A 25298-nucleotide genomic window follows, 5' to 3' on the forward strand; every position below is an offset into this window, starting at 1 on the left:
CAGTTTCGTAAATTTTACCTCGCGTTTCCGGATACATAGGCGGTACTGGAAATAGACGTAGCGTCAAGTTTTGTTAATTCTTTGACCCAGTCATTCATATTGCGGGTTCCGTTGACATTGACTTTGAATGCGGAATCTTTCGGAACAGCCAGGTCATAAATAGCTGCTAAGTGAAAGACGTGCGTGACTGCTGATTTTAGTTGTTGATTCATGTCTTTTTCAATCGAGAGTTCATGCTTTGTGATATCACCTGAAACAATGGTAAAAGTGGCCGGATCAATAGCGTTGTTTTCCGCAAGCAGGCTGATTTCCCGGGAGGCTGTCTCATGGAGGCTGGGCAGTACCAGTACATAAATATGATCTATATGTTGCCTATGGTCATGGATGAGCTGTGATATGAGATTTGTTGCAAGAAATCCCGGATAGCCAGTCAGAAAATAGATGTGACGCATTCAACTTCCTCCTTTTTTAAATCTTATAAACTATTATATTATAAAGCGCTTTCAAAAAGAAGGTGTATTTAGATGTCTGTTTATTAAATAATTATTGTTCTTGTCACAAAAATTGATAAACTGCGACATAGAGTGCTTTGTTGATTTCCGTTTCGGGCAGTCACACCTTAGGGCAACGCTTCAGCCTCCTCGGAAGAAAACCGCTTCCTGCTCAGGTCTAGCTGCCCGCTTTCCCGCAGGAGTCTCCTGCCCTCCACTCCAATCAACAACCACAAGAGAGGTTTGATTACACGATAAATGAATTTGATTTAAAGCACCAAACAGCGGAGCGTATTTCCGGAGCGATGTCATAGCACACAAATTTTTCATTGTGTCAATTTGTATCGGCTGCGAGGTTAATCAATGTGGATTTTATTTCCCGATTCTTTATATTTTCCAGATTTAGGTCATTTCTAAGAAGTACCATTAAATAAAAGGCCAAAGCATACGTGATTTTGTATAATGGGGGAAGAGAAATAGATTTGGAGAGGAGATATGATGTGAAACGAAGACATGGCTAAAAATTTGGTATCGGGATTCTAGGCATCCTGTTTATAAATATTATCGCCAGTTTTATTTTTACAACCTGGCAATTGACCGCGGCGAAAAAGATTTTCTGCAGGGGAATGAGGACCTGGAAGTATCCGCTGAAACAATGGAAGAATTGCTGGAAGGTGACTGGCGGACATGGGTTGACAACCAGGAATTTGATGAATGGACGAATGTATCCGATGATGGGATGAATTGACAGCTACACTTTTAGAACGAAGAACATCCAATAAAGTCGTGGTGATGGCACATGGCTATCCGGCAATTGCGATGGATATGGGCTGTTGGGTGAATATTTATGAAACAAAAAGGCTACAACATATTTACGGCCGATTGCACGCGGACACGGTGCAAGCGGCGGTGACTACATCGGTTTCGGCTGGCATGACGCCTGGATTATTGGGACTGATTGACCAAATCATAGAAAGATATGGAGCAGATACAGAGATTCATTTACATGTATTTCAATGGAGCCGGCTGCTTGTTTAATGACTGCCGGTGAAAACTCCGGATAACGTGAAAGCCGTTGTTGCAGACAGTCCATATACAAGTTGAACGATTGTTCGCCTATCAGATGGACGGCATGTTTAACTCCCGTCATTCCCGTTCTTGCCATCAACGAGTGTTGTGACGCAATTAAGAGCAGGTTATCGCTGACAGAGCTTCAGCGCTGATCAGTGAAAAAGGCGGAGGTACCGATACTGTATTTTCATGGAATTGCTGATACGTTCGTCCTTGCCAGCATGTCACAAACATATGAAAATACGAAAAGTGAAGCAGAACTCATTGACTGTGATAATGCTGATCATTGGTGAGCCTTATGTGGTAGCGAAAGATAAATAATTTTGATAAAGTCAATGCATTTCTGAGAGAACACGCTGGATGAAAAAGGGACACCTATAGCCAGCGGTGTCCATTTGTGTTTATCGAAAAGAAAGAATAAAATTTCGGATGACGTTTTCAATTCGGAAATCGGCTAACTCGCCGATTTCTACCAATCCGACCTCCGACCTCTGGCATCTGAAAGACGCGTCAGCGTTTTTCTTACAGGTGTCGTCAAACCAGCGTGTAAAAATGGTTTAATCGTTCGATGCGCATTTCCGGTTTGCCGCTCCGGCTTAATTCATGGTTGGCGTCAGGGAAGCGGACAAATTCAACATCTTTTTGTAAATGCTTCAAAGTCACAAACAGTTGCTCACCTTGTTCAATCGGACAGCGGAAGTCTTTTTCGCCGTGAACAATCAATAATGGCGTTTCAATATTTTCAGCATACTTTAATGGGGAAAAATCCCACAGTTTTGCTGGATCTTCCAGCAAGTTTTTGCCAAGTTCCCATTTGGTGAAGAAATAACCAATATCACTGACACCATAAAAGCTAAGCCAGTTACTGATGCAACGCTGCGTGACGGCTGCTTTAAATCGATTGGTATGGCCGACAATCCAGTTTGTCATGAAACCGCCATAACTCCCGCCGGTTACACCAAGCCGGTCTTTGTCAATAAACTCAAATTCGTCCAGTGCATAATCGACGGCACGCATCAAATCGGTGTAATCCTTGCCGCCATAATCCCCGCGGCAAGCATCCACAAAAGCTTGACCGTATCCATGGCTCCCCCGCGGATTGGTATACAAAACGACATAGCCTTTGGCAGCGAGGAGCTGCATTTCATGGAAAAATGTCTGACCGTACATCATATGCGGGCCACCGTGTATTTCTAAAATGAACGGGTATTTTTTATCTTTCTCAAACCCGTATGGACGGAGCAGCCACCCCTGAATCTCCCCCAGCCGTCTTCTGCTTTAATTGTCAGTGTTTCCGGCTCGCTTAATGCGACATCATCTAAAAATTCCTGATTGGCATTGGTTAGTTGGTTTACTTGTCCGCCATTAGCCAACTGATAGAAATTGCAAGGATTTGTTGGCGTGCTTATACCAAGAATAAAATCACCGCCGCGATAGGAAAATCCAAAAACGTGGTTGTCCTCTTTGTACAGCACAGTCAGTTCGCCGTTCAGGTCTGTCTGGTATAAACCGGTTGCCCCAAAATCAGTGCCAATGAAAAATAAATACTTTTCGTCGTCACTCCAGACAGGACCATTTTCAGACTGTCCCATTTTTGTATCACCAACCATAGCATCTCCTAATTGGAAGTCCCATTGATCGCTAAGACAAAACCTTTCACCAGAGGCAGCATCAAATACGTATAAGTCATTAAATGTTGCGCCCTGGTAGGCAAATTCATGACCGAAACAGGCAATTTTTGCTCCGCTTGGTGAAAAACGTGCATTGCCATATTGGCCTTTTCCATCCGTCAATGGTGTTATGTTTTTTGTAGACAGATTCAATAAATGAAGATCGTTCGTCAGTTCATAATCACTGTCTTCGTTTAGATTGGCGCTGAATAAGAGATATTTCCCGTCCGGTGATACGTCTTCAAAATTGTGATTTTGATCAGCAGACGTCAACTGTTCAAATGTGTTGTTCCCGACATCATACAGGACGATTTGTGTGCGTTTATCGTCATGGAACCCGTTTACGTCTGACTTATACTTTAAACGGTTGATGGTGAGTGGTTGTTTGTTTTTTTCGTCTTGCTCTTTTTGCCGTTGTTCCTTGGATGCTTCATGTTGATTGGTTACATCATCGCCTTGTTCCAGCGGTGCACTGAAAATGATATATTTTCCGTTTTTGGTCCATTCAGGGTTGACAGCACCATGTTTGAATGTTGTCAGTTGTTTCGCTTCACCGCCATCAGTATGTATGAGCCATAATTGCGGAACACCGCTTCTGGTTGATTGGAAAACGATTCTTTTGCCATCAGGTGAAAAACGCGGATGACTGTTTTTTGCTTCGTCAAATGTCCACTGTCTCGGCTTTTGTTCATTTAAAGACTGAAATAAAAGCTGTGATACATAATCGTTATCATCGCTGGCCCTGGTGGACACAAATACGTAGGCCTTTCCGTCAGGTGTGAATTGCGGATCGCTGTAAACACTAATATGTTTCAGGTCTTCTGCAGTCAATGGACGAGCTGTTTCATTGTTCATAGTGGTTCCTCCTTAATTAATTCCGAAAATATAAGTTATGGTCAATTTATGGATATCCCGGTTTTCATTATATGAAGGCCACGTTATTTTTATATTAAACTATTTCGTATCACGAATCAAAGAGGCACTTAACCAAATACCCTTCTCACTACTACAATCGTATTCAGGACCTGAAAAAGGGGCATGAAAAAAATAAAAATTCATGCCCCTTTTTTACGATTTATTTCGATTGTAGTTAAAACAGGGGGGTGCTACATTCAAGTGTGTGTCAATGATTTACCGGCGCCTATGGTTTTTGAAAATGTTATAATGGCTGTTATCTCAGGAAGCTAGGTTACGATTTTGTTGATGTTGGCATCTTTTTCATAGGCTTCCTGCAACTGTCTGGTGACTTTTCCGGGTTTTCCATCGGCAATCATCTTTCCATCGACTTCAACGATCGGCATCACTTCAGAAGTGCTGCTCGACAGGAATAGTTCATCAGCAGCGAAAATATCTTCAACGGCAAAAGCCTCTTCGACAAACGGGATATTGTCATTGCCGGCAAATTGTTCCACCCGCATACGGACACAGCCGTGAAGTATAGTCTTTGTGGCAGGGTGAGTATATATGTTATCGTTTTTTACAAGATAGATGTTGGATGAACTGCACTCGGTTACTATCCCGTCACGCTCTAGTATTGCCTCATAACTGCCGTTTTCTTGTGCTGCTTGTTTTGCCAGTACATTCGGAAGCAGGTTTAAGCTTTTAATATAGCAGTTTTCCCAGCGGGTATCCCGTTGTGTAATGGCTGAAACACCGTTTATCAGGTTATTCGTTTTACGTGGCATATCTCGAATGTAGGCATAGACGTTTGCCTGAGTATCTGTTGGAAAGGCATGGTTACGTGGTGCTGAGCCACGTGTTGCTTGCAGATATACAATGCCGTCGGAAACCATTTCATTTTGTTCCAACAGATCGAGCAGTCGTTTCGTAATGTCCTGGTTGGAAAAAGGCAGTGACAGTTTAATTGCCTCTGCAGAACGGAATAATCGTTCAACATGTTCAGTGAGCAGATAATATTTACCACCATAAATACGAATCACTTCATAGACACCATCGCCAAATTGCAGCCCCCGTTCTTCAAAAGGGTATGTCAATTCGTCACGATGGGCGAAACCTGTTTGTGAAAGAATAATAGGATAAACAGACACCTTATACGCCTCCTTGAGATGCTATTTTATAATGATATTCCTATTCTGTAAAGTGTGATACAAAAGTGACAAATATCACAGAATAATAGTTTAAACCCTATTATAATGTGATATATAATGGTTAAAGGGGAGGAATATGACATGGAACCAATTTTGGAACGAGTAAGTGCTCAGGACAGAGATAAACTCATGGATGTTTCAAAGAAGCTGTATATCCCTAAAAATTCTCTTATCTTTGAAGGTGGCAGGCCGGCAGAATACTTGTACTTGATACATAAAGGAAAAGTACGTATTTTTAAACAAATTGAACCGAACAAAGACTTAACGATTTTCACGCGCGGTGTTATGGATGGTTTCGGTGAGATTGGCGTCTTTGGGGCCAGGTATTATTCAAATTCAGCAAGAGCCATGGAGGATAGTGTTCTGTATGCGGTGAAACGCGAAACGATAGAAGAAACATTAGCACAAGATGGCCGGTTGAGTCTTCATTTCACACGCTGGTTAGCTGAGTCACTGGAAGCAAGCAAAGCAAAAATGCGGGATTATATCGCTTTTGGTTCAGAGGGCGCGGTTGCTTCTATATTTGTGCGTTATTCAAACATGCATGGTGTGGTAACCCCCGAAGGCATACGTATTACCGAACCGATTATGATTCAGGATGTCAGCAGGCACATTGCGATTTCCAGGGAAACGGTCAGCCGGATTGTAAACAAGTGGAAAGAACAAGGGGTTATCGCGAAGAAAAATAAATATTTTTTGATTAAAGACATGAATTACTTTAGAAAAATGCTCGCCTGTGAACAATGCAACGTTGAAAATTGTGTGTTGTAGCCTTGCTTTACTTCTATAATTGTATGCAAACAGATAAAGGTGGGGTGGCATGAAATATTTTTTCTGTGATGCCCCTTTTTTCGGTCTTGGGTTTGATTGCCGCAAAAAAAGTGACTTAATTCCTTCTGTAAGGGTTGAATTCATTTTGCAGTGTTGGTATAATACATACTGTTGCAAAAAAAGACATCACATTACATATTTTGCAGGTGCGGATGCAGAAAGAATAACGCGGGTGTAGTTTAGTGGTAAAACCTCAGCCTTCCAAGCTGATGTCGTGGGTTCGATTCCCATCACCCGCTCCATACATATGTCACAACGCAGTGTTTCGCTATATCACGAAGCATTGCGTTTTTTCTTGTATGCCCCCGCTGTATACTTGAATGTGTCTATTCTTCCATGTATTCTGAAATTAAAACTACAACATTTGAGGGATTTTTTATGAAGGAACTGATGCAGACACTGAAACAGATCGATGGAAAAGGGTATAAAGCCTATAAAAGTGTGCAGGGTCACTACACATTTTCTGATTTTGATTTATATATAGATTATGTCCAGGGTGATCCGTTTGCAGCACCCTCAAAAATCCGGGCAGTTGTACCGGCAGGGAAGCGAGCTTTGAAAGATAGCTGGCTTGAGTCATACCGGCGCAGAGTAGCAACCGAGGACATTCTTGCCCGTAAAGTTGGTGCCGCGATTGCAACTGGCAATTTTTCCATTAAAGGATCGGGGAAAAGTGGCAATATCCAATTTGACCGTCCGGGACAGGAAGTACTCGAGCGGAGTGCCGTGCAAGCTGACTCCAATTCGATTACGGTATGCATTTCGGTCGGACTGCCGGCAAATGGGCGTAAAATAAATGGCAGAGAGGCAGAAAAGTTATTTATCAACGCTGTTCCCGCTATTCTCAGGAATTCCATTTTCCTGGTAACCGATAATGAAATTGAACAAGCTGTCCAATTGGCGGATCAGCAGGAAGCCATTAGGAAAGAAATGCGTAAAAATAACTGGATTTCCTTTGTCGCCAACGGATCTGTACTGCCGAGGGCAAGCGGTATCAGCAACCGGCCACTGAAAGATGCTGTACCGTTTCAAAGCCCACAGGAAAATGAAGTGGAAATTGAGATTCCGCATCGAAGCGAGCCGGTCAAAGGTATGGCGATCAAGAAGGGTATCACGTTGATTGTTGGCGGTGGCTATCACGGCAAAAGCACGATTTTGGAGGCAATTGAACGCGGTGTCTACTCCCATACAAACGGCGACGGTCGTGAATATGTAGTGACGGATCAGGATGCCGTGAAAATCCGTGCTGAAGATGGCCGCAAAGTAACAGGTGTTAATATTTCACCGTTTATCAATAACTTGCCGCACAAACAGGATACGACCTATTTTTCAACAGAAAATGCCAGCGGGAGTACATCACAGGCAGCGAACGTGATGGAAGCCCTGGAAGCTGGTGCCGGAACATTACTGATTGATGAGGATACCAGTGCCACTAATTTCATGATTCGGGATTACCGGATGCAGAAGCTGGTTCATCGCGATAAAGAACCGATCACACCATTCATTGATAAAATCAAACAAATGCGTGATCAGCTTGAAGTGTCAACCATTTTAGTCATGGGCGGCTCCGGTGATTATTTTGATGTTGCCGACTCAGTGATTATGATGGAAGCCTATGAACCCTATAATGTGACGGGCGAGGCCAGAGCGATTATGTCGGATCACCCGATCAATCGCGAAACGTCAGATGAATCTTTTGGTCATGTCAGCGGACGTAGCTTCCAGCAGAATTCATTGCAGACCCAAAAAGGGAAAAAATCCAAAACACAGGCTAAAGGATTGACAACCATTTTAATGGGGCGTACGGATATCACCTTTGCTGAGACAGAGCAGCTTGTTGATACGTCCCAGACACGGATGATTGCCGAAATAATCCAGCATTTGGACCGGACAAACGCGCTTGGCGATAAATCACTGTATAAGCTGCTCGATGATATTGAGGCGCAAATGGACCAAAAAGGATTGGCTTCCTTTACTGTGTTTAAGGATCATCATCCTGGTGATATTGCCCGGCCAAGACGATACGAGATTGCTGCAGTGCTGAATAGAATGCGCACGGCAAAAGTCAATCAAACGTAAAACAAGAGAGGAGGCAGACCGGATGAATACAGATCAGCTGAGACAGGAATTAATCGATTACAGCAAGGAAATCGGCATTGATAAAATCGGGTTTGCTTCTGCAGATGTATTTGAAGGGTTGAAAGAACGACTGAAACGACAGCAGGGACTCGGGTTTCAGTCAGGTTTTGAAAAAGGATCGATTGAAGAACGGACGGAACCGGATCGGCTGGTACCGGAAGCTAAATCAATCATTTCAATCGCCTTAGCCTATCCATCCCGTATCAAAGATGGCCCGAAAAGCACCAAAGAAGAACGGCGGGGCGTGTTCTGCCGTGCTTCATGGGGAACTGACTATCATGAGGTTCTGAGGGAAAAGCTGGGTAAACTTGGTGAATTCATCAAGGAACGAATACCAGAAGCAACCACCAAAGTGATGGTCGATACAGGTGAGTTGTCTGATCGGGCTGTAGCTGAACGGGCCGGAATTGGATTCAGCGGAAAAAACACAGCTATTATTACACCTGAGTTCGGTTCATATGTTTACCTTGGGGAGTTGATAACGAATCTTCCTTTTGTTCCGGATACACCACTTGAAGATGGCTGCGGTTCCTGCACCAGATGTCTTGACGCCTGTCCGACCGGTGCACTCGTTCAAGGCGGGCAGCTGAATGCACAGCGCTGCCTGGCGTTTTTAACGCAGACGAAAGATTTTATGCCGGATGAATTCCGCTCGAAAATTGGTAACTTTATCTATGGATTTGATACGTGCCAGGTAGTTTGTCCGTACAATAAACATGTTGATTTTCATAATCATCCGGAATTCGAACCGGAACCTGATGTGGCCAAGCCGAAGCTGAAGCCACTTCTCAGAATCTCTAACCGCGAATTTAAAAATACATTCGGGCATATTGCCGGATCATGGCGGGGCAAAAAACCGCTGCAGCGCAATGCATTAATTGCCCTTGGTCATTATAGGGATGCGACAGCTGTTGACGAAATAATTGCCGTCATGAACAACGATCCAAGACCGGTTATTCGCGGGACAGCAGCCTGGTCACTCGGGAAAATCGGTACAGAGGAATCCTTTGCAGCCATCAAAGATGCAATGGAGAAAGAAAATGATGAACAAGTACTGGCTGAGATGGAAAAAGGCCTGGCGTTTCAGGAGACTGTTTTCTAGAAGGTTTATGTTTTGATACAAAAACCATAAACTGCGAAACAGTGAAAATTCTCATTAGTGAGGCTTCCTCCTGTTCTAATTAGCGTTGAGTGCTTAGCGACGCTCCGGCAATATACTTCGCTTTCCATGGGCACGGCCTTAGCCTCCTCGGAAAGCAAAGACCGCTTTCCTCCGGGGTCTTCGGACACGTGCTTTTCCCATAGGAGTCTTCGTATATTGCCTCCGCTGTCAGGGACTTTCTGCATTTCGAAAGGATGAAGTCCGAGAAAAAAAATTGTTTAGCAGTTTTCTCTCACTTGGACTGAACACGACACTAAGCTGCGGAAAAATGCGAGACTCCTGCGGGAAAGGAACAGTCTGAAGACCCCGCAGCGAGCGGTTTTTGCGAGCGAGGAGGCTGAAGCGTTCCCCGCGGAAAGCGAGTATTTTTCCGCAGCGACGAACTAGCACTCAGATCCGATAGAATTGGAGTAAGACATTCCAAAAGTTACCTCGCATTTTATATCAACTACGAATAAAATTCACGAAAAGGAACTCTTTAAAGAAACATCTGTCAATTGATTGAAAACTAATTGAAAAGAGGCGTTGATGATGGATCTGTATTACGATGAAATGGAATCCCCGGTTGGTCCGCTTACGATTGTGAGTGATGGGAAAAGGGTGATCAGGATCGATTATGGAACGTTTACTGATGTCGAAATGAAGTTACAAAAGTTGTGTGTGCGTTATTTTAATCAGTCCGCATTTATTCAAAAGCCCAATAAAGTTGCTCATGCTGTAACGGAACTGCGTGAATATTTTCAGGGAAAACGCCGGGAATTCACATTTGACGTTGCATTTAACGGCACACCTTTTCAGCAGAAGGTCTGGCAGGCGTTGAACGATATTCCATATGGTGATACCAAAACCTATAAAGATGTTGCACAAGCTATAAACAACCCAAAAGCTGTTCGTGCAGTTGGCGGGGCGGTTAATAAAAACCCATTTTCGATTGTTGTGCCGTGTCATCGGGTCATTGGGGCGAACGGAAAAATGGTCGGCTATGGCGGCGGTCTGGATAAAAAAGAATTCCTGCTGGCTCACGAGGCTAATTGAATAGGATTTGGACAGGTATTCTCTCCATACACTAGTGATGGAGGGGATTTTTTATGGAAAAATTAAAAAATAACTGGCTTCATTTTTTTCGGTCTGGTCGAGAGGAGGATAATTGGTGGGAACGAAAAAAGGATTTATACCGTGCACGGGAAGCTGAAATTGTCCGGATCAGCGGGGAAGGCCATCTATTTGAGGAGCTCAGGTACTCCGGTCAAACGATTCATCAGTATTTATTACACCTATCTTTTTTAGTCAGGCAGCGTGATCAGTTGTTTAGGGAGGAACAGGTCATCCCATTTCAATTCAAATTGGAAAATGACGAAATAGTCGAGCACAAAATGGTGGAAAGACCGTTGCCAATGGAAGAGAAACCAGCAATCGAAACAGCGTCACTGCGAGGATCGACTAAGGAGCGCTTTTCCTACGACAGGCGTTCAGCTGTGCAATATGCAGAGCGGTGGTGGAACAGTTACAATCCGGATTACCGGAAATTCGATGTGGATTGCACCAATTATGTCTCACAGTGTATGCGGGCCGGTGGAGCACCAATGCGAGGGATGCCTGAGCGGGAAAATGGATGGTGGTACCAGCAGGATAATTGGAGTTATAGCTGGGCAGTTGCCCATTCATTACGCTGGTATTTAAGCGGCTCAACTTCGGGTTTAAAAGGGAAAGAGGTGGACTCGGCCCGTGAGCTTATGCCGGGGGATATTATTTGTTATGATTTTGAAGGTGACGGCAAATGGGATCATAATACGATTGTCGTTGCCAAGGATGCGGGTGGGATGCCGCTTGTAAATGCCCATACCGATAACAGCCGTAACCGTTACTGGTCGTATGAAGATTCAACTGCATGGACACCCGAAATTCAGTATAAGTTTTTCCGAATTGGGGAGTAGTGGTATAATAGTTAAGTTGTAAAAGAGTTTGTTCAAAAAGTCCGGTAAAAATGACACGTCGACAGAGGAACTTCTGCTAAAACCGCCCACGTCCTGTGGGCAACGCAGAAGTCACCACATCCTGTGGAAGCTCGTTGGCTTGTTTCTCCGCTGCTCATGTATCTAAATGCATACATTCCGCTGCTCGAAACGACGCCGCCTCGAACTTCTTGGTCCTTTTTATCCTCCTTTTTGAACACCTTGTAAAATGTAAATTTGGAAGAGGAGAATGGAACAGTGAGTCTGCATGTCGTATTATATCAACCTGAAATTCCTGCAAATACAGGTAATATTGCCAGAACATGTCTATCAGCAAATGCAACATTGCATTTAATTCGTCCACTTGGATTTTCTACTGATGATAAAATGGTGCGCCGGGCTGGTCTGGATTATTGGCCTTACGTGGATGTCCGGGAATATGACGCCATAGAAGAGCTGTATAGGTCTTATCCGGATGGTTCGTATTATTATATTGAAAATGTCGGTTCCAATTATTATACAGATTATGATTTTACGGATATGGATCAGGATTTATTGTTTGTATTTGGCCGTGAAGGAAGCGGCTTTCCTGCCAATTTTTTGGAGGGAAAAGAAGACCGGTGTCTGCGGGTTCATATGGGTGATATGGTACGGTCACTGAATTTAGCAAACACAACAGCGATTATTATTTATGAGGTATTAAGACAGCAAGGTTTCCCGGGTATGAGATAATAAGAAAAAACGCTGACGCGTCTTTTCGGATGCCAGAGGTCAGAGGTCGGATTGGAAGAAATCGGCGAATCACCGATTTCAAGATTGTCATCGTTCGTTGAAATGATGGGTTCTTAACGGTTAAAAAAGCCGCCATGCACGAGCATGACGGCTTTTTACCCGGGAAGTCTTATTACTGATCGTTTTTCGGTACGCCGGGTTTAGCATCATATCCAGAAGTAAAGCAGGAAACTAAAAAGGTTACAGAAACGCCTAATATCAATGCCAGTTTCATCGGACTTCCTCCTTATATTATATGTATACCACTTTTTCAATTTATTATGCCTCTATTATATCGAATAATCCTACCGTTGTGAACTGTAAACCCAATTAAACATTCCCCTTTGTTTTAATCGAATTATTTTAGTTTTCAAACAGTAGTCTCTCTTATTGTATCGAGTGATAAAATAGAGTATATTAGTTGATGAAGCGAACGCTAAAGTTCTATAATGAAACCAGAGTGTAAAGAGCCGTTATAGTCATGTTAAGAAAGAGGTGGATTTCTGAATTGCCTCTTATTATAACGGGGTAAAGTTGACTACTAATGGGGGTATAAGACGTGGCACAAAATGAAGAATCTCATGAAAGATTCTGGAGAAGTTTTCATGGGCCGAACATGGGGTATATTGAAGAGCAATATGAATTATACAAGGAAAACCATGAGGCAGTTGATCCTTCTTTAAAAGAACTTTTTGATCAATATGGCGCCCCTGACTGGGTACGTTCACCACAAGGAGCCAGCACGGAAACGGCTCAATCGGCATCTTCAATAGGTGATGTTAAAAAGTTAACCTCAGCAATGAAACTTGTTGAGGCAATTCGTCGTTTTGGTCATCTTCAAGCGGATATCTATCCGGTAGGGTATACCAATGAGCGTGAAACAAACCTGGTCAATCCGGAGACATACGAATTAACCGAAGAGGATTTACGGAGTATACCTGCTTCATGGCTATGGGAACAAGCACCTGCTGGAGTAGATGATGGATTTGAAGTTGTCCGGGAATTGAAGAAGTTATATTCCGGCACCATCACGTTTGAATATGATCATGTCAACAATGAAGATGAGCGTTTATGGCTGCTGGAATACATTGAATCCGGTAAATACGATACAGCGTTTTATGATGAAAATAAAAAGAAGTTACTCGAGCGTCTTGCACAGGTGGAAGGGTTTGAAGAATTTCTTCAGAAAACGTTTGTCGGACAGAAACGGTTTTCCATTGAAGGTTTGGAATCCATGATACCGATGCTCGATCGTATTGTTACAAATTCAATCAAGGATAGAATCGAACACATCATGATAGGAATGGCTCACCGCGGCCGTCTTAGTGTGCTGTCACATGTTCTGGGGAAACCATTTGAAAATATATTCTCCGAGTTTCATCATTCACCGGATAAAGAATTAATTCCGTCTGAAGGTTCGACGGGAATTAACTATGGCTGGACAGGAGATGTTAAGTATCACTTTGGTGCGACGAAAGATGTCAGAGAAGGTGATGAGACGACAACACGCATTACCCTTGCCAACAACCCGTCCCATTTGGAATTTGTAAATCCGGTTGTAGAAGGATTTGCACGTGCAGGCCAGGATGACCGGTCGCAAAAAGGCTATCCTGAGCAGGATTTCAGCAAAGCGTTGCCTGTATTGATTCATGGTGATGCGGCATTCATCGGAGAGGGTGTCGTTGCTGAAACATTGAATTTTAAAGGGCTGCCGGGTTATCAAACAGGCGGAACCCTTCATATCATCGCGAATAACTTGCTCGGTTATACGACCAATCAGGAAGATGGCAGATCAACACGTTATGCCAGTGATTTAGCAAAAGGATTTGAAATTCCGATTATTCATGTCAATGCAGATGATCCAATTGCGTGTGTTTCTGCTATTAAAATGGCCTATGAATACCGCCAGAAATTCCAAAAAGACTTTTTGGTTGATTTGGTCGGTTATCGCCGTTACGGTCACAATGAAATGGATGAGCCCAGGGCAACACAGCCTTCCTTGTATCGGGGTATTGATAACCACCCTACTACTGCGAATGTTTATGCTGAAAGATTGCAAAAAGAGGGTATTGTCGAAAAAGATGCACTGGAAACTTTTAAAGATCGAAACGAGTCAAATCTGCGGGAAATATTTGAAAACATGAAAGAAAATGAATCAGGCGAGGCGGAAGCCAAACGAATGCCTGAAGCTTTAACAAATGGTCTTGATAAATTTGAAACGGCTGTACCGCTGGAAACATTGAAAAACTTGAATGAAGGACTGCAATCACGTCCGGAAGGGTTTACTGTTTTCCGGAAGTTGAAACGGATTTTGAGCCGACGGGAAAATGTCCTGGAAGAAGGGAATAAAGCTGACTGGGGTGCAGGAGAAGCCCTGACATATGCATCGATTTTAAATGATGGTATCCCGATTCGCTTAACAGGTCAGGACACTGAACGCGGAACGTTTGCTCACAGGCACTTGGTTCTGCATGATGCCGAAACCGGTGAAACGTATTGCCCAATGCACGGACTTGAAGGTGTGGAAGCATCGTTTGATATTCGAAACAGCCCGCTCTCAGAAGCTGGTGTATTAGGTTTTGAATATGGTTATAGTGTTCAGGCACCGAATACGCTCGTTATTTGGGAAGCACAATTTGGTGATTTTTCGAATGCGGCTCAGGTTATATTTGACCAGTTCATCTCAGCGGCACGCGCTAAATGGGGCGATAAATCCAATATGGTTATGCTGTTGCCGCATGGGTACGAAGGCCAGGGACCTGAACACTCCAGTGCACGTCTCGAACGCTTTTTACAGCTTGCAGCAGAGAACAACTGGATTGTTGCCAATGTGACATCGTCTGCCCAATACTTTCATTTACTCCGCCGGCAGGCAGCTATGCGCGGAAAAGGAGAGGCACGTCCACTGATTTTGATGTCACCTAAGAGTTTGCTCCGTAACCAGCGGGTTGCTTCAAGTCCGGAAGAATTCTCAGAGGGCAAGTTCGAGCCGTTAAAACAGCAGCCTAACCTGAAAGTAAGCAAGAAAAACGCAACACGATTATTAATCGGAAGCGGTAAAGTTATGGTGGATATTGAAGAAGAAATTGTTAATTCAGAGGAGAAGTTTGATTGGCTTCGCGCATTACGACTGGAACAAATTTATCCATTCCCGGCTAAACAGCTTGAAAAGGAATTGAAAGAGCTGCCGAACCTGAAAGAAATTGTTTGGGTGCAGGAAGAACCACAAAACATGGGCAGCTGGGATTTCGTGGATGATTATTTAAGGGAATTATTAACAGAAGGTCAGACGTTAAGATATATTGGTCGTCCGCACCGTGCATCACCAGCTGTAGGCGAACCAAACGTGGACAAAACAGAACAGCGGCAAATTATTGAACAAGCGATTAACCCGTCAGAAGGAGGAGATTCCAGTGAGTGAAATTAAAATCCCGGAACTCGCAGAATCGATTACAGAAGGAACGATTTCCGAATGGCTCGTAGGTAAAGGTGACAAAGTTGAAAAAGGCGATGCAGTCGTTGAATTGGAAACGGACAAAGTAAACGTTGAAGTTAATTCGGATTATGCAGGCGTTATAACCGAGATTATTCAAGAGGAAGGCGCTGATGTTGAAGTCGGCGATGTCATTGCCAAAGTGGATGAAAACGCTGAGGCAGGCGGAAGTGCGTCCGGTGAGGAAGAAAAAGAAGAACCTGCTTCGGATTCAAAAGAAGAGAAAGCATCTGAACCGGATTCTTCCAAAGAAGCAGAAAAAGAAGAAAAACCAGAGAAACAAGATGATTCCTCTGAGAGCAGTCAGGATGTCATTGCATCCCCGGCAGCCCGTAAGCGTGCCCGTGAACTTGGCATTGACTTGAGCGACGTGCAGGCACGTGATCCGTTAGGCCGTATTCGTCCGGAAGATGTCGATTCCGCAGCTAAGGGCGGAAGTGAACAGAAGGAATCCAAGCCAGCTAAAAAAGAAGAGCCAAAACAATCTGAGAAAACCGAGTTCGATAAGCCGGTCGAAAGAATTAAGATGTCCCGCCGCCGCCAGACAATTGCCAGGAACCTTGTAGAAGTACAGCAGGAATCCGCTATGCTGACGACCTTTAACGAAGTCGACATGTCAGCTGTTATGGAATTGCGTAATAAGCGGAAAGAGGACTTCAAAGAAAAACACGGCGTCAAATTAGGTTTCATGTCCTTCTTTACTAAAGCCGTTATCGGTGCGTTAAAAGACTTCCCGCTTCTGAATGCGGAAATACAGGGCAAAGAAATTGTCAAGAAACATTTCTATGATATCGGTATTGCTGTTTCAACCGATGAGGGACTTGTTGTACCGGTTGTACGAGATGCAGACAAGCTGGATTTTGCCGGAGTTGAAAAGGAAATTGGAAATCTCGGTCAAAAGGCAATCAATAAGGAATTATCCTTGAAAGACTTACAGGGCGGTTCATTTACCATCACAAACGGCGGAACATTTGGATCAATGTTGTCAACACCAATTCTGAATTCGCCTCAGGTCGGAATACTTGGTATGCACAATATTCAAAAACGTCCTATGGTTATGCCGGATGATTCGATAGAAGTACGCCCAATGATGTATCTTGCTGTATCATATGACCACCGGATTGTTGACGGTAAGGAAGCAGTCCAATTCCTTGTACGGATTAAAGAACTGCTGGAAGATCCATATGATTTATTGCTGGAAGGCTAATAGATAGGATAAATTAAAAACCCTCGCTGTGACTCCGTTATCATGGCGGGGGTCTTTTAAAGAGAAAATGAATTGGAAAGTTTTGACATGTTGTGGGTATTAAATGAATTCGTTTCAGTGGATGACTGCTTTCTTTAACAGTTTGATGTCTGATTCCATCTCCATTACTTTATCATTAAATGTACGCTCTATTGCAGTCTGAAACTCATAATTTTTAGCAGTTTGCTCTCTGACAATACGCAGCTGGTCCTCGAGGTTCATGAGTTTATCATCCATCTCATCGAACCGCTCGTCTATAGCAACGAATCTGTTGTCAATCTCATTGAACCGCTCGTCTATAGCAACAAATCTGTTGTCAATCCCATCGAATCGTCTATCGAAATCCTCCTGCATTGTATCTAGTCGATTGTTCATTTTTTGAATTTCAGTTAAGATTACCTTCATTTCCTCACTCATCATCTCACCTCCCTTATGGGTATTATATCATGTTTTTTGAAAAAATCATCTGTTGAAAAAGTAACTTTGAGATGAGAAAGAATGGCAAAAATTCAAAGCTTCCCCTTTAAAAAATGCAGGTTACAAGGCTTCTTATGTTAAATTTTGATTTTACAGGGAAGTACTAATATAGCTTTATATTTAATGGAAAAAATTTGGATTGCCAGACGTCTGATGACTTGTTAAAATCGAATTTGGTAAAAGTGGTGATGAAAGCGGTTATACCCGAAACTGCTGTGTACACTCCTGCCTCGAAACATGAAGTAAAAGAAATATCAGGCAGGGAATAGCGGACGCTAACAACTGATTCATGTACCTAATCATCAGTTGGGATGAAAAGAACCCGCTGATGGAAGTTTTACTGTAATTTTACTTTAACATCATAAGGGAGGCTTCATAAGTGGGTATTCTACTGGGGATTTTAGCAATTATTATCGTATTAGGTCTGGCATACTTGATGTCAAATGATAAGAAAAACATTAATTTTAAAGGCATTGGCATCATGATTGCTGCTCAGCTTGTTATTACATGGTTTATGTTTAATACCGATATAGGCCGTGCCATTATTAATGGTATTTCAGCCGGGTTTAATAAATTAATTGAATTCGGTACAGAAGGTGTTAATTTTGTCGTCGGCGGTATTCTAGTGGAAGAAGGAGGAGATGTCTTCTTTTTCAATGTGCTGCTGCTGATCATCTTTTTCTCAACATTACTTTCTGTTCTGACATATTTACGGATTTTGCCACCGGTTATTAAATATTTTGGCGGATTATTATCGAAAATAACTGGACTGCCAAAAGTGGAATCGTTTAATGCTGTTAACAGTATGTTTTTTGGTCAGTCAGAGGCGTTATTGGCTGTCAAAACGCAATTTCATCATTTGAATAACAACCGGCTGTATATTGTGAGTGCGTCGGCTATGGGGTCTGTTTCAGCGTCAATTGTTGGTGCGTATCTGCAAATCCTGCCACCGGAATATGTACTGGCTGCCCTGCCTCTTAACATGTTCAGTGCGTTAATTCTTGCATCGGTGATTGCGCCTGTTAATGTATCAAAAGAAGAAGATCAGGTTGATGTTCAAGAAGTTTCGAATGACAAGAGTATTTTCGAAGCGATGGGTAACGGAGCTTTAGAAGGCGGGAAAATCGCTCTTATCGTCGCGGCAATGCTCATCGCATTTATTGCTTCGCTGGAACTTGTTAATTGGCTGATTCAGCTTATATTTGCCGGTGTCACCTTAGAGGACATTCTCGGGTATATTATTGCACCAATCGGTATTCTAATGGGTATTGCACCAGGTGAAGTTATTGAAGCTGGCGGCGTCATGGGAACGAAAATTGTAACCAACGAGTTTGTCGCTATGCTGGAATTTGAACAGAAGCTTAGCTACATGTCGGAAAAAACAATCGGCATTGTTTCCGTGTTCCTGACAAGCTTTGCCAACTTCTCGTCGATTGGTATCATCGCAGGAACGGTACAAGGAATTGACAGCAAAAAAGCTGTACAAGTCTCCGGTTTCGGTATGAAACTGCTGATCGGAGCGACGCTGGCTTCCATTCTGTCCGCTACGATTGCGGGCCTGTTCCTTTAAACTTATTTAAGCATAATATGTCCTGCGGGAAGAACAAATACAAAAACAGGCGTTAATCTGAGGACGATTTCTGCCTGTTTTTGTTTTGCCCGCATCTCTTTACTTGTTTGTAGAAAGGTCAGAGAGAAGGCGTTTCAGAGCCAAAATGGAGCATGAAGGCAGCAAAAAGGTCAGAGAGAACGGTTCTCTCTTCCAAAATGAAGCATGAAAGCAGCAAAAAGGTCAGAGAGAGCGGTTCTCTCTTCCAAAATGGAGCATGAAAGCAGCAAAAAGGTCGGAGAGAGAGGTTCTCTCTTCCAAAACGAAGCATGAAGGCAGCAAAGAGGTCAGAGAGAGCGGTTCTCTCTTCCAAAACGAAGCATGAAGGCAGCAAAAAGGTCAGAGAGAGCGGTTCTCTCTTCCAAAATGAAGCATGAAATCAGCAAAAAGGTCAGAGAGAGCGGTTCTCTCTTCCAAAATGAAGCATGAAATCAGCAAAAAGGTCAGAGAGAGCGGTTCTCTCTTCCAAAATGAAGTATGAAAGCAGTAAAAAGGTCAGAGAGAAGTCTTTTCAGCAGATATAACAGGCAAGTTAGCAATGCAACAGTACCGGCACCCAAGCCAACGGGGTGATACCGTCCAAATAGACAAACGGTTCCAGAACTGTATAATTTGCTAAAGTGCAGCTGCTCAGAAGACCAGTCACCCATCCATTTTCCAAATATAAAAATCTAGTTGAAAAAGATATTTAATGGTAATGTAGTTATATAATTAACGGGTAATCCGGTCTCACGCTAGCGAATCAATGAAACTGTGCAATGTATTAACAGTGGGATGAGGGAAGCTCAACTAATTAAAGATTCATTTTATACATATGAGTCATTTTATCGTTAGGATTGAAGAAGGCGTTATACATGTAAGAATCATGATACCTATTTATTTCATGCAGCAAAAAAGGAGTGCTTCATTTATGAGTGCAGATCGAATTTTATTTACAGGCGGTGGTACTGCCGGTCATGTGATTGTTAACCTTGCTTTAATTCCTGTTTTTCAGCAGGAAGGCTGGGAAATTGATTATATCGGTTCTAAAAATGGGATTGAGCGTAAGTTGATTGAATCAATTGATGGGGTGACGTATCATCCTATTTCCACCGGTAAACTGCGCCGTTATATATCAAAAGAAAATGTTAAGGATCCGTTTAAAGTGCTGAAAGGAACGATGCAGACATGGCGTATTATCGGTAAACGAAAGCCGGCTGTCGTCTTTTCCAAAGGTGGCTTTGTTTCCGTTCCGGTTGTGATGGCGGCAAAACTGCGCGGGGTGCCGGCAGTTATTCATGAATCGGACTTCACACCAGGTCTCGCCAACAGACTTTCAATCCCGTTTGCAAAAAAAGTCCTGGCAACCTTTCCAGAGACCATCGACTATCTGCCGGAAAAGAAAGCGGAGTATGTTGGTGCAGTGATTCGTGATGAACTTTTCAAAGGTAATAAGGAAAAAGGACTGGAAATGTGCGGTTTTACAAAAGAAAAGCCGGTTTTGCTTATTATGGGCGGAAGCGGCGGATCCGAAAAAATAAATCAAACGGTGCGGGAAAGTCTTGAAGCGCTTTTATCCGAATTTCAGATTGTTCATATTTGCGGTCAGGGAAAAACAGATCCGTCAGTTGAGCAAAAAGGCTATACACAATTTGAATATGTCAATGAAGAATTGAAAGATTTATTCGCATCTGCTGATTTTGTACTATCAAGGGCGGGCGCAAATGCGATTTTTGAATTTCTGGCACTTCAGAAACCGATGCTGCTGATTCCATTGTCGAAATCAGCCAGCAGGGGAGACCAAATCCTTAACGCTAATTCGTTTAAGGAAAAAAACTATGCCCGTGTTATGGAGGAAGAAGCCGTAACAGCGGAATCATTAGCAGAGGAACTGTATAATTTGAAAAAACAAGCACCGGTTATGATTGACCATATGAAAAATTACCAGAGTGAAAAAGCACGCGACCGGGTAATTGAGATTATCAAGGATGCAGGGAATTCCGAATAATGAAGACGTCAATAGACTTGAAAAGTACCCGGGAGATCTCTGTTTAGACTGACTAATCAAAAATCCGAGCCGGCGTATACTGTGGCTAAAAAATGTCGAAAACGGGCGAATAAAAAACTGTCTCCAATTTTTAGGGGGGGGAGTTTTTCATTCTCCGCATAATACATAGAAAATCATAGTTAATGGATATAAGAAAACTGGCGGCAGCAACCGCCAGTTTGTCTTTTCTCAGTATCTTTAGCCTGGACTTTCACCATAACTTAGCCGTTTGTCACCAGGTCCACCTTGCCTGTCTCCGGGTCAATGACTAAGCCATGAACATCGGCATATGATGGCAGAAGCGGGTGGTTGCGAATAACGGAAGCACTGTCCCTGACAGAATCCTCCACGTCATCAAACCCTTTGAACTCGTTTTCCAGGTCGACTCCGGCATTTGCCAGTGTCGCGAGCGTTTCTTCTGCAACCCCTTTTTCCAAAAGGCTTTGTTTAAATGCTGCAGGATCCGCATGTGACATCCCGCAATCATGGTGACCGATAACCATCACCTGTTCTGCCTTTAATTCATAAATCGCAACGAGAATACTCTTCATAACGCTGTCAAACGGATCACGAAGAATCGCACCGGCATTTTTGACCATTTTGACATCACCGTTTTGGATGTTCAATGCTTTTGGCAGCAGTTCAACCAATCGGGTATCCATACAGGTAAAAATGACAGTCCGTTTATTGGGGATGTTATTTGTTTGATAAGGTTCGTATTTTTTTCCGTTAACAAATTTTTTATTGTATTCAAGCATGTCATCAAGAAGCATTTTCACTCATCCTTCCTTTCGGGGTATATCATGAATGATAAGTTTTTCGTTATATAATTCGATAAGCCTTGCCTTAATAAAGATGGCAATCTCCCAAAGTATGGCTATCAGAACAACCCATGCCCAATAGTCCATGAACGTCCGCTGCAGATTATAGAGTGACTCTGAAATTGGATAAAAGGGATTTTGCTGCATAACCAATGTAAATGTATAGAACATGCCAAATGTAAAGATTCGGGACCATTGCGTAACATCGTATGTAAAGATCGCCTTATTCCAGCCGTATTGCTTGATGCGCTTTACGGCCCGGGCAACTTCAACTATCTCAACAATGATTAGTAATGCGAACACTAATAACCAAAAATAAGTGACAAAGCCCGGTGCAAAAGTGTTTGTTGTGACAATTGCCAGCCCCGTAATCGACAGCGCGCCATGAATAATACAGTTCGTATTTGCCCAATCGTCAGCAAGGGTCCAGTTATTGTGTCTTATATACCTGTTAAAAAGCAATATGATTCCGGCCAGATAAAAAATGATTCCTAATATGATGATACCTCGTGAAAAATAAACCGGAAACTGAAAAAAGACGTTGTTCAATAAAACAATAATCGACTGTGTGCCGACGGTTGACAGTAATATGGCTCCATGAACCGGAAAGTCTCTGTGGTCAACTAGTAATTGTTTAAAATTATACAAGCAATTGGCCAGAAAGAAAAGCCATAAAAACGTATTAAAAATCGCCATGGCCTGTGTCAATAATAAAATTTCCGGGAAATATCTCAGGAATACATTACACAGTACCGACACACCTGCAATCCATGTTCCAATAACAAATGAATTGACCGGGTTTTGGATGAACGGAATCAGAAAATCCCGATGAAAAAACTGGATTGATAAATCTTTGTAAATAATCACCCAGGCTACAAGCAGAAAAAATGCCAAATATCTCCCGTATTCAACATCGAGAACCGGGAATGCCTCAACTGCCCCGATCAGAAAAATTCCACCGCCCATAATGATGGCACCGGATGCGGGTTCGATTTTTTTGTAGTATCCTTTAAGTAACATAACTATCCACGTCCATATTAGATTAAGCTCCACTGAAGATTCATTATTCACTTAGCATTATATCATTTTTTTGTAATTTTTCATTTTGATGTTAAGTAAAACGTGATAAGTATCACAAAAAAGTGTGGCGATTTTATGGACAATAGTTGTGTTTAATTCTATGTATGACCGGAATGGCATAATTGCAGCCAACGGATCAAATTTCTTCAAGTAAATGGTACAATATAAAGACAACATCATCGTTATTCTTTCTTAAATGAAATATAATCAAAAACAGGCAGCTGTATTTTGCCATATAGGCGGTGACTTATGAATAACGATAGGAGAAATCATGACATTATTGATGACGATTTATATGAAGAGCTCGATGAGGAAGAGTTGTATGAGCTTGTTGAACAAGAACGGCAAAAAGCGCTGGCAAGGTCAAGGGAGGAAAAAAATAACCCAAGACCTAAGCGTCCATTCCCCAAATGGCTGTTTTGGCTGATTGCGGCTGTTATGGTGTTAAATGTTGTATCGCTTATTCCACGAACATTTTCTATTCCGGCGATTGATTTTTTAATGACTTCCACCAAGCTCTCGACTCAGGAAAACATTCAGACTTACAAGGAAGCTGTTGTCGTTATCGAAACAGATGACTCCAGGGGGACCGGATTCGCCATATCACGTGACGGTACGATCATAACCAATCACCATGTCGTTGAAGGCGAAGATGAGGTGACTGTGGGCTTCCCTGAGGAAGGGCTGTTTTCCGGAAATGTTGTTGAGACATATCCATCCGTTGATCTGGCCGTATTGGAAATCAGCGGAAATAGTCTGCCTCATCTTGAGCTTGCGGATGAAACCGCGTTTGAATCTGGTGAAGAACAGGTTTATTTCATCGGTAATCCAACCAATTTCAACGGCATAGCGAATGAGGGAAGCGTTATTGATGAGATTCGTTTAAATGGTTGGGAAGAGCCGGTTATTATGATGGACGCACCAGTCTTCCGTGGCAATAGCGGAAGTCCGGTCATTAATATGGATGGAGAAGTTATCGGTATTGTGTTCGCCACGCTTCATCATGATACCCATGGCCGTGTTGGTCTGTTTATCCCAATCGACTATTATTATGATTACCATCATAACTGACCTTGTTGTTTAGCCCGCATAACCACAGGGAATAGCATTGTAAAATCCACGAAACGCAGGAGGTGCTTGACAATGCTGTTTTTCGCATCAGATCTCAATGAATATAATATTGATGCTTCCGATGGTCAAATGGGAAAAATACAGGATTTATATTTTGATGATGACAAATGGGTTGTGCGTTATGCCGTATTGGATGTCAGAAAGTGGCTGCCATCAAGACGGATTTTGCTCTCACTAGGATCGTTCCAGTCGATTGATAGTCAAAATCAGCGTATCAATGTTGAACATGATAAAGAAACTGTCCGGAACAGTCCGTCCATACCTGCTGATGCACCATTTTCCAAAGATTTGGAAATAGCATTGACAGGATATTACGGCTGGAGCAGGTATTGGCTCGGTGGTATGCTGTGGGGCACGGAAGATATACCCGGAACCAATACTGATGAACAGCTGTCAGATGAGGACAGGTTTATGCAGGAGTCAGAGCATTATTTGCGAAGTGAAGTGGAGACAAGGGCGTTCAGAGTACATGCAAATGATGGCAAGGCCGGTGCTGTAGCGGATTTCCTGATCGATGATGTCTACTGGAAAATCCGTTATGTTGCCGTTCAAAAAGGTGATTTTGCTGCCGATGATAAATTGCTCCTGATAGAACCCGGAGAAATACAATCAGTTGATTGGATGGACGGGCATATATACATTAATAGCTCTCTTAAAGAGTTGAATGAACTAACAAGTTACGGATCAAAAGATGAAGTTACCCATGCATCGTGACAAATTATGACACGTGATAAAAGATGTCTGAAACAGGGCATCTTTTTTGACTGGCTGTTTTCTCAAAGGTTGTTGTTTTGCCACAAAACCGATAAACTGCGAAACAACTTTTGGAATGTGTTTCTCCAATTCTATCGGCATTGGGTACTCGTCCGTCCACTGCGGAAAATACTCCCTTTCGCGGGAACGCCTCAGCCTCCTCGCTCGCGGCCAACACGATTGTTGGTCGCGGAGGCGTTGGCTATTGACGTGGCGATTTAGCCTTTGTTCCTTGAACGCTCGCTGCCGGGGTCTTCAGACGTTCCTTTTCCCGCAGGAGTGTCGCATTTTTCCGCAGCTTCGAGTCGTGTTTCTGTTCTAGTGGAGAAGATTCAATCTACAGAAAGTCACACGAGCGGAGGAAATACACGGAGACTCCTGCGGGAAAAAAAGTGATCAATGTGAGACCCCGCAGCGACGAGCAAAACATCACGAGTAGGCTGCGAGTTTGCGAGGAGTGCTTGCTT

At 43.0% G+C, this 25298-nt stretch carries 20 protein-coding genes and 1 tRNA gene; 14 read left to right on the top strand and 7 right to left on the bottom strand.

All coding sequences use genetic code 11. The features are described 5' to 3' along the window. Window positions 1-14: 14 nt before the first annotated feature. A complete protein-coding gene (locus Len3610_RS20405) occupies window positions 15-452 on the bottom strand; it encodes an SDR family oxidoreductase (protein WP_255259734.1) in 438 nt (145 codons plus the stop codon). A 783-nt stretch (window positions 453-1235) separates the two neighbouring features. Here Len3610_RS20405 and Len3610_RS01450 point away from each other — a divergent pair. After that, the gene (locus tag Len3610_RS01450) at window positions 1236-1529 is read left to right on the top strand and encodes a hypothetical protein (protein WP_176446381.1); all 294 of its coding nucleotides are present in this window, start codon (window positions 1236-1238) and stop codon (window positions 1527-1529) included. Between the two features lie 567 nt (window positions 1530-2096). Here Len3610_RS01450 and Len3610_RS21595 read toward each other — a convergent pair. The 3 genes from Len3610_RS21595 to dat all read right to left on the bottom strand — a co-directional run bounded on the left by Len3610_RS21595 (window position 2097) and on the right by dat (window position 5280). Next, window positions 2097-2828, bottom strand: a complete 732-nt coding sequence (locus Len3610_RS21595; protein ID WP_369693672.1) for an alpha/beta hydrolase family protein — start codon at window positions 2826-2828, stop codon at window positions 2097-2099. Continuing rightward, window positions 2756-4087, bottom strand: a complete 1332-nt coding sequence (locus Len3610_RS01455) for a DPP IV N-terminal domain-containing protein (RefSeq protein WP_369693630.1) — start codon at window positions 4085-4087, stop codon at window positions 2756-2758. Before Len3610_RS01455 ends, Len3610_RS21595 begins: the two co-directional genes overlap by 73 nt. Window positions 4088-4416: 329 nt before the next feature. After that, window positions 4417-5280, bottom strand: coding sequence for a D-amino-acid transaminase (dat, locus tag Len3610_RS01460; RefSeq protein ID WP_176446382.1), 864 nt, complete (start codon window positions 5278-5280; stop codon window positions 4417-4419). 141 nt (window positions 5281-5421) lie between these two features. Between dat and Len3610_RS01465 the strand changes: the two genes are divergently transcribed. From Len3610_RS01465 to odhB, 9 genes are all read left to right on the top strand, one after another. After that, window positions 5422-6111 (top strand): Crp/Fnr family transcriptional regulator, encoded by a 690-nt coding sequence (locus Len3610_RS01465; protein ID WP_176446383.1) that lies wholly within the window; start codon window positions 5422-5424, stop codon window positions 6109-6111. A gap of 228 nt (window positions 6112-6339) precedes the next feature. After that, window positions 6340-6413: transfer RNA gene (locus tag Len3610_RS01470), tRNA-Gly, on the top strand. Between the two features lie 136 nt (window positions 6414-6549). Beyond that, a complete protein-coding gene (locus tag Len3610_RS01475; protein WP_176446384.1) occupies window positions 6550-8250 on the top strand; it encodes an ABC-ATPase domain-containing protein in 1701 nt (566 codons plus the stop codon). 22 nt (window positions 8251-8272) lie between these two features. Continuing rightward, the gene (gene queG / locus Len3610_RS01480; RefSeq protein WP_176446385.1) at window positions 8273-9412 is read left to right on the top strand and encodes a tRNA epoxyqueuosine(34) reductase QueG; all 1140 of its coding nucleotides are present in this window, start codon (window positions 8273-8275) and stop codon (window positions 9410-9412) included. Window positions 9413-10000: 588 nt separating this feature from the next. Continuing rightward, window positions 10001-10507: a methylated-DNA--[protein]-cysteine S-methyltransferase gene (locus Len3610_RS01485; protein ID WP_255259735.1), complete on the top strand. Its 507-nt coding sequence runs from the start codon at window positions 10001-10003 to the stop codon at window positions 10505-10507. A gap of 53 nt (window positions 10508-10560) precedes the next feature. Beyond that, window positions 10561-11406, top strand: coding sequence for an amidase domain-containing protein (locus Len3610_RS01490; RefSeq protein WP_176446386.1), 846 nt, complete (start codon window positions 10561-10563; stop codon window positions 11404-11406). 276 nt (window positions 11407-11682) lie between these two features. Then, window positions 11683-12156, top strand: a complete 474-nt coding sequence (locus Len3610_RS01495) for a tRNA (cytidine(34)-2'-O)-methyltransferase (RefSeq protein WP_176446387.1) — start codon at window positions 11683-11685, stop codon at window positions 12154-12156. Window positions 12157-12754: 598 nt separating this feature from the next. Then, on the top strand, window positions 12755-15616 hold the full coding sequence (locus Len3610_RS01500; protein WP_176446388.1) for a 2-oxoglutarate dehydrogenase E1 component: 2862 nt from the start codon (window positions 12755-12757) through the stop codon (window positions 15614-15616). Further along, window positions 15609-16895: a 2-oxoglutarate dehydrogenase complex dihydrolipoyllysine-residue succinyltransferase gene (gene odhB, locus Len3610_RS01505; RefSeq protein WP_176446389.1), complete on the top strand. Its 1287-nt coding sequence runs from the start codon at window positions 15609-15611 to the stop codon at window positions 16893-16895. The genes Len3610_RS01500 and odhB overlap by 8 nt, the downstream gene beginning before the upstream one ends. A gap of 114 nt (window positions 16896-17009) precedes the next feature. On the opposite strand, the gene Len3610_RS01510 is transcribed toward odhB, so the two are convergent. Further along, window positions 17010-17354, bottom strand: a complete 345-nt coding sequence (locus Len3610_RS01510) for a hypothetical protein (protein ID WP_176446390.1) — start codon at window positions 17352-17354, stop codon at window positions 17010-17012. Window positions 17355-17790: 436 nt separating this feature from the next. On the opposite strand from Len3610_RS01510, the gene Len3610_RS01515 reads away from it, so the two are divergent. Both Len3610_RS01515 and Len3610_RS01520 read left to right on the top strand, forming a co-directional pair. Continuing rightward, window positions 17791-18981, top strand: coding sequence for a NupC/NupG family nucleoside CNT transporter (locus Len3610_RS01515; RefSeq protein ID WP_176446391.1), 1191 nt, complete (start codon window positions 17791-17793; stop codon window positions 18979-18981). A 949-nt stretch (window positions 18982-19930) separates the two neighbouring features. Next, complete coding sequence (locus Len3610_RS01520) at window positions 19931-21007, top strand: undecaprenyldiphospho-muramoylpentapeptide beta-N-acetylglucosaminyltransferase (protein ID WP_176446392.1); 1077 nt, start codon at window positions 19931-19933, stop codon at window positions 21005-21007. A 260-nt stretch (window positions 21008-21267) separates the two neighbouring features. On the opposite strand, the gene Len3610_RS01525 is transcribed toward Len3610_RS01520, so the two are convergent. Further along, entirely contained in the window at window positions 21268-21819 is a 552-nt protein-coding gene (locus tag Len3610_RS01525) for a beta-class carbonic anhydrase (RefSeq protein ID WP_176446393.1), read from the bottom strand. Window positions 21820-21825: 6 nt separating this feature from the next. After that, window positions 21826-22887: a TDT family transporter gene (locus tag Len3610_RS01530; RefSeq protein ID WP_176446394.1), complete on the bottom strand. Its 1062-nt coding sequence runs from the start codon at window positions 22885-22887 to the stop codon at window positions 21826-21828. Between the two features lie 309 nt (window positions 22888-23196). Between Len3610_RS01530 and Len3610_RS01535 the strand changes: the two genes are divergently transcribed. Continuing rightward, the gene (locus Len3610_RS01535) at window positions 23197-24018 is read left to right on the top strand and encodes a S1C family serine protease (protein ID WP_176446395.1); all 822 of its coding nucleotides are present in this window, start codon (window positions 23197-23199) and stop codon (window positions 24016-24018) included. Window positions 24019-24090: 72 nt separating this feature from the next. Further along, on the top strand, window positions 24091-24792 hold the full coding sequence (locus tag Len3610_RS01540; RefSeq protein ID WP_176446396.1) for a PRC-barrel domain-containing protein: 702 nt from the start codon (window positions 24091-24093) through the stop codon (window positions 24790-24792). The last annotated feature ends 506 nt before the right edge of the window (window positions 24793-25298 follow it).

Source organism: Lentibacillus sp. CBA3610, assembly GCF_013373365.1.
Classification (GTDB): Bacteria; Bacillota; Bacilli; order Bacillales; family Amphibacillaceae; genus Lentibacillus.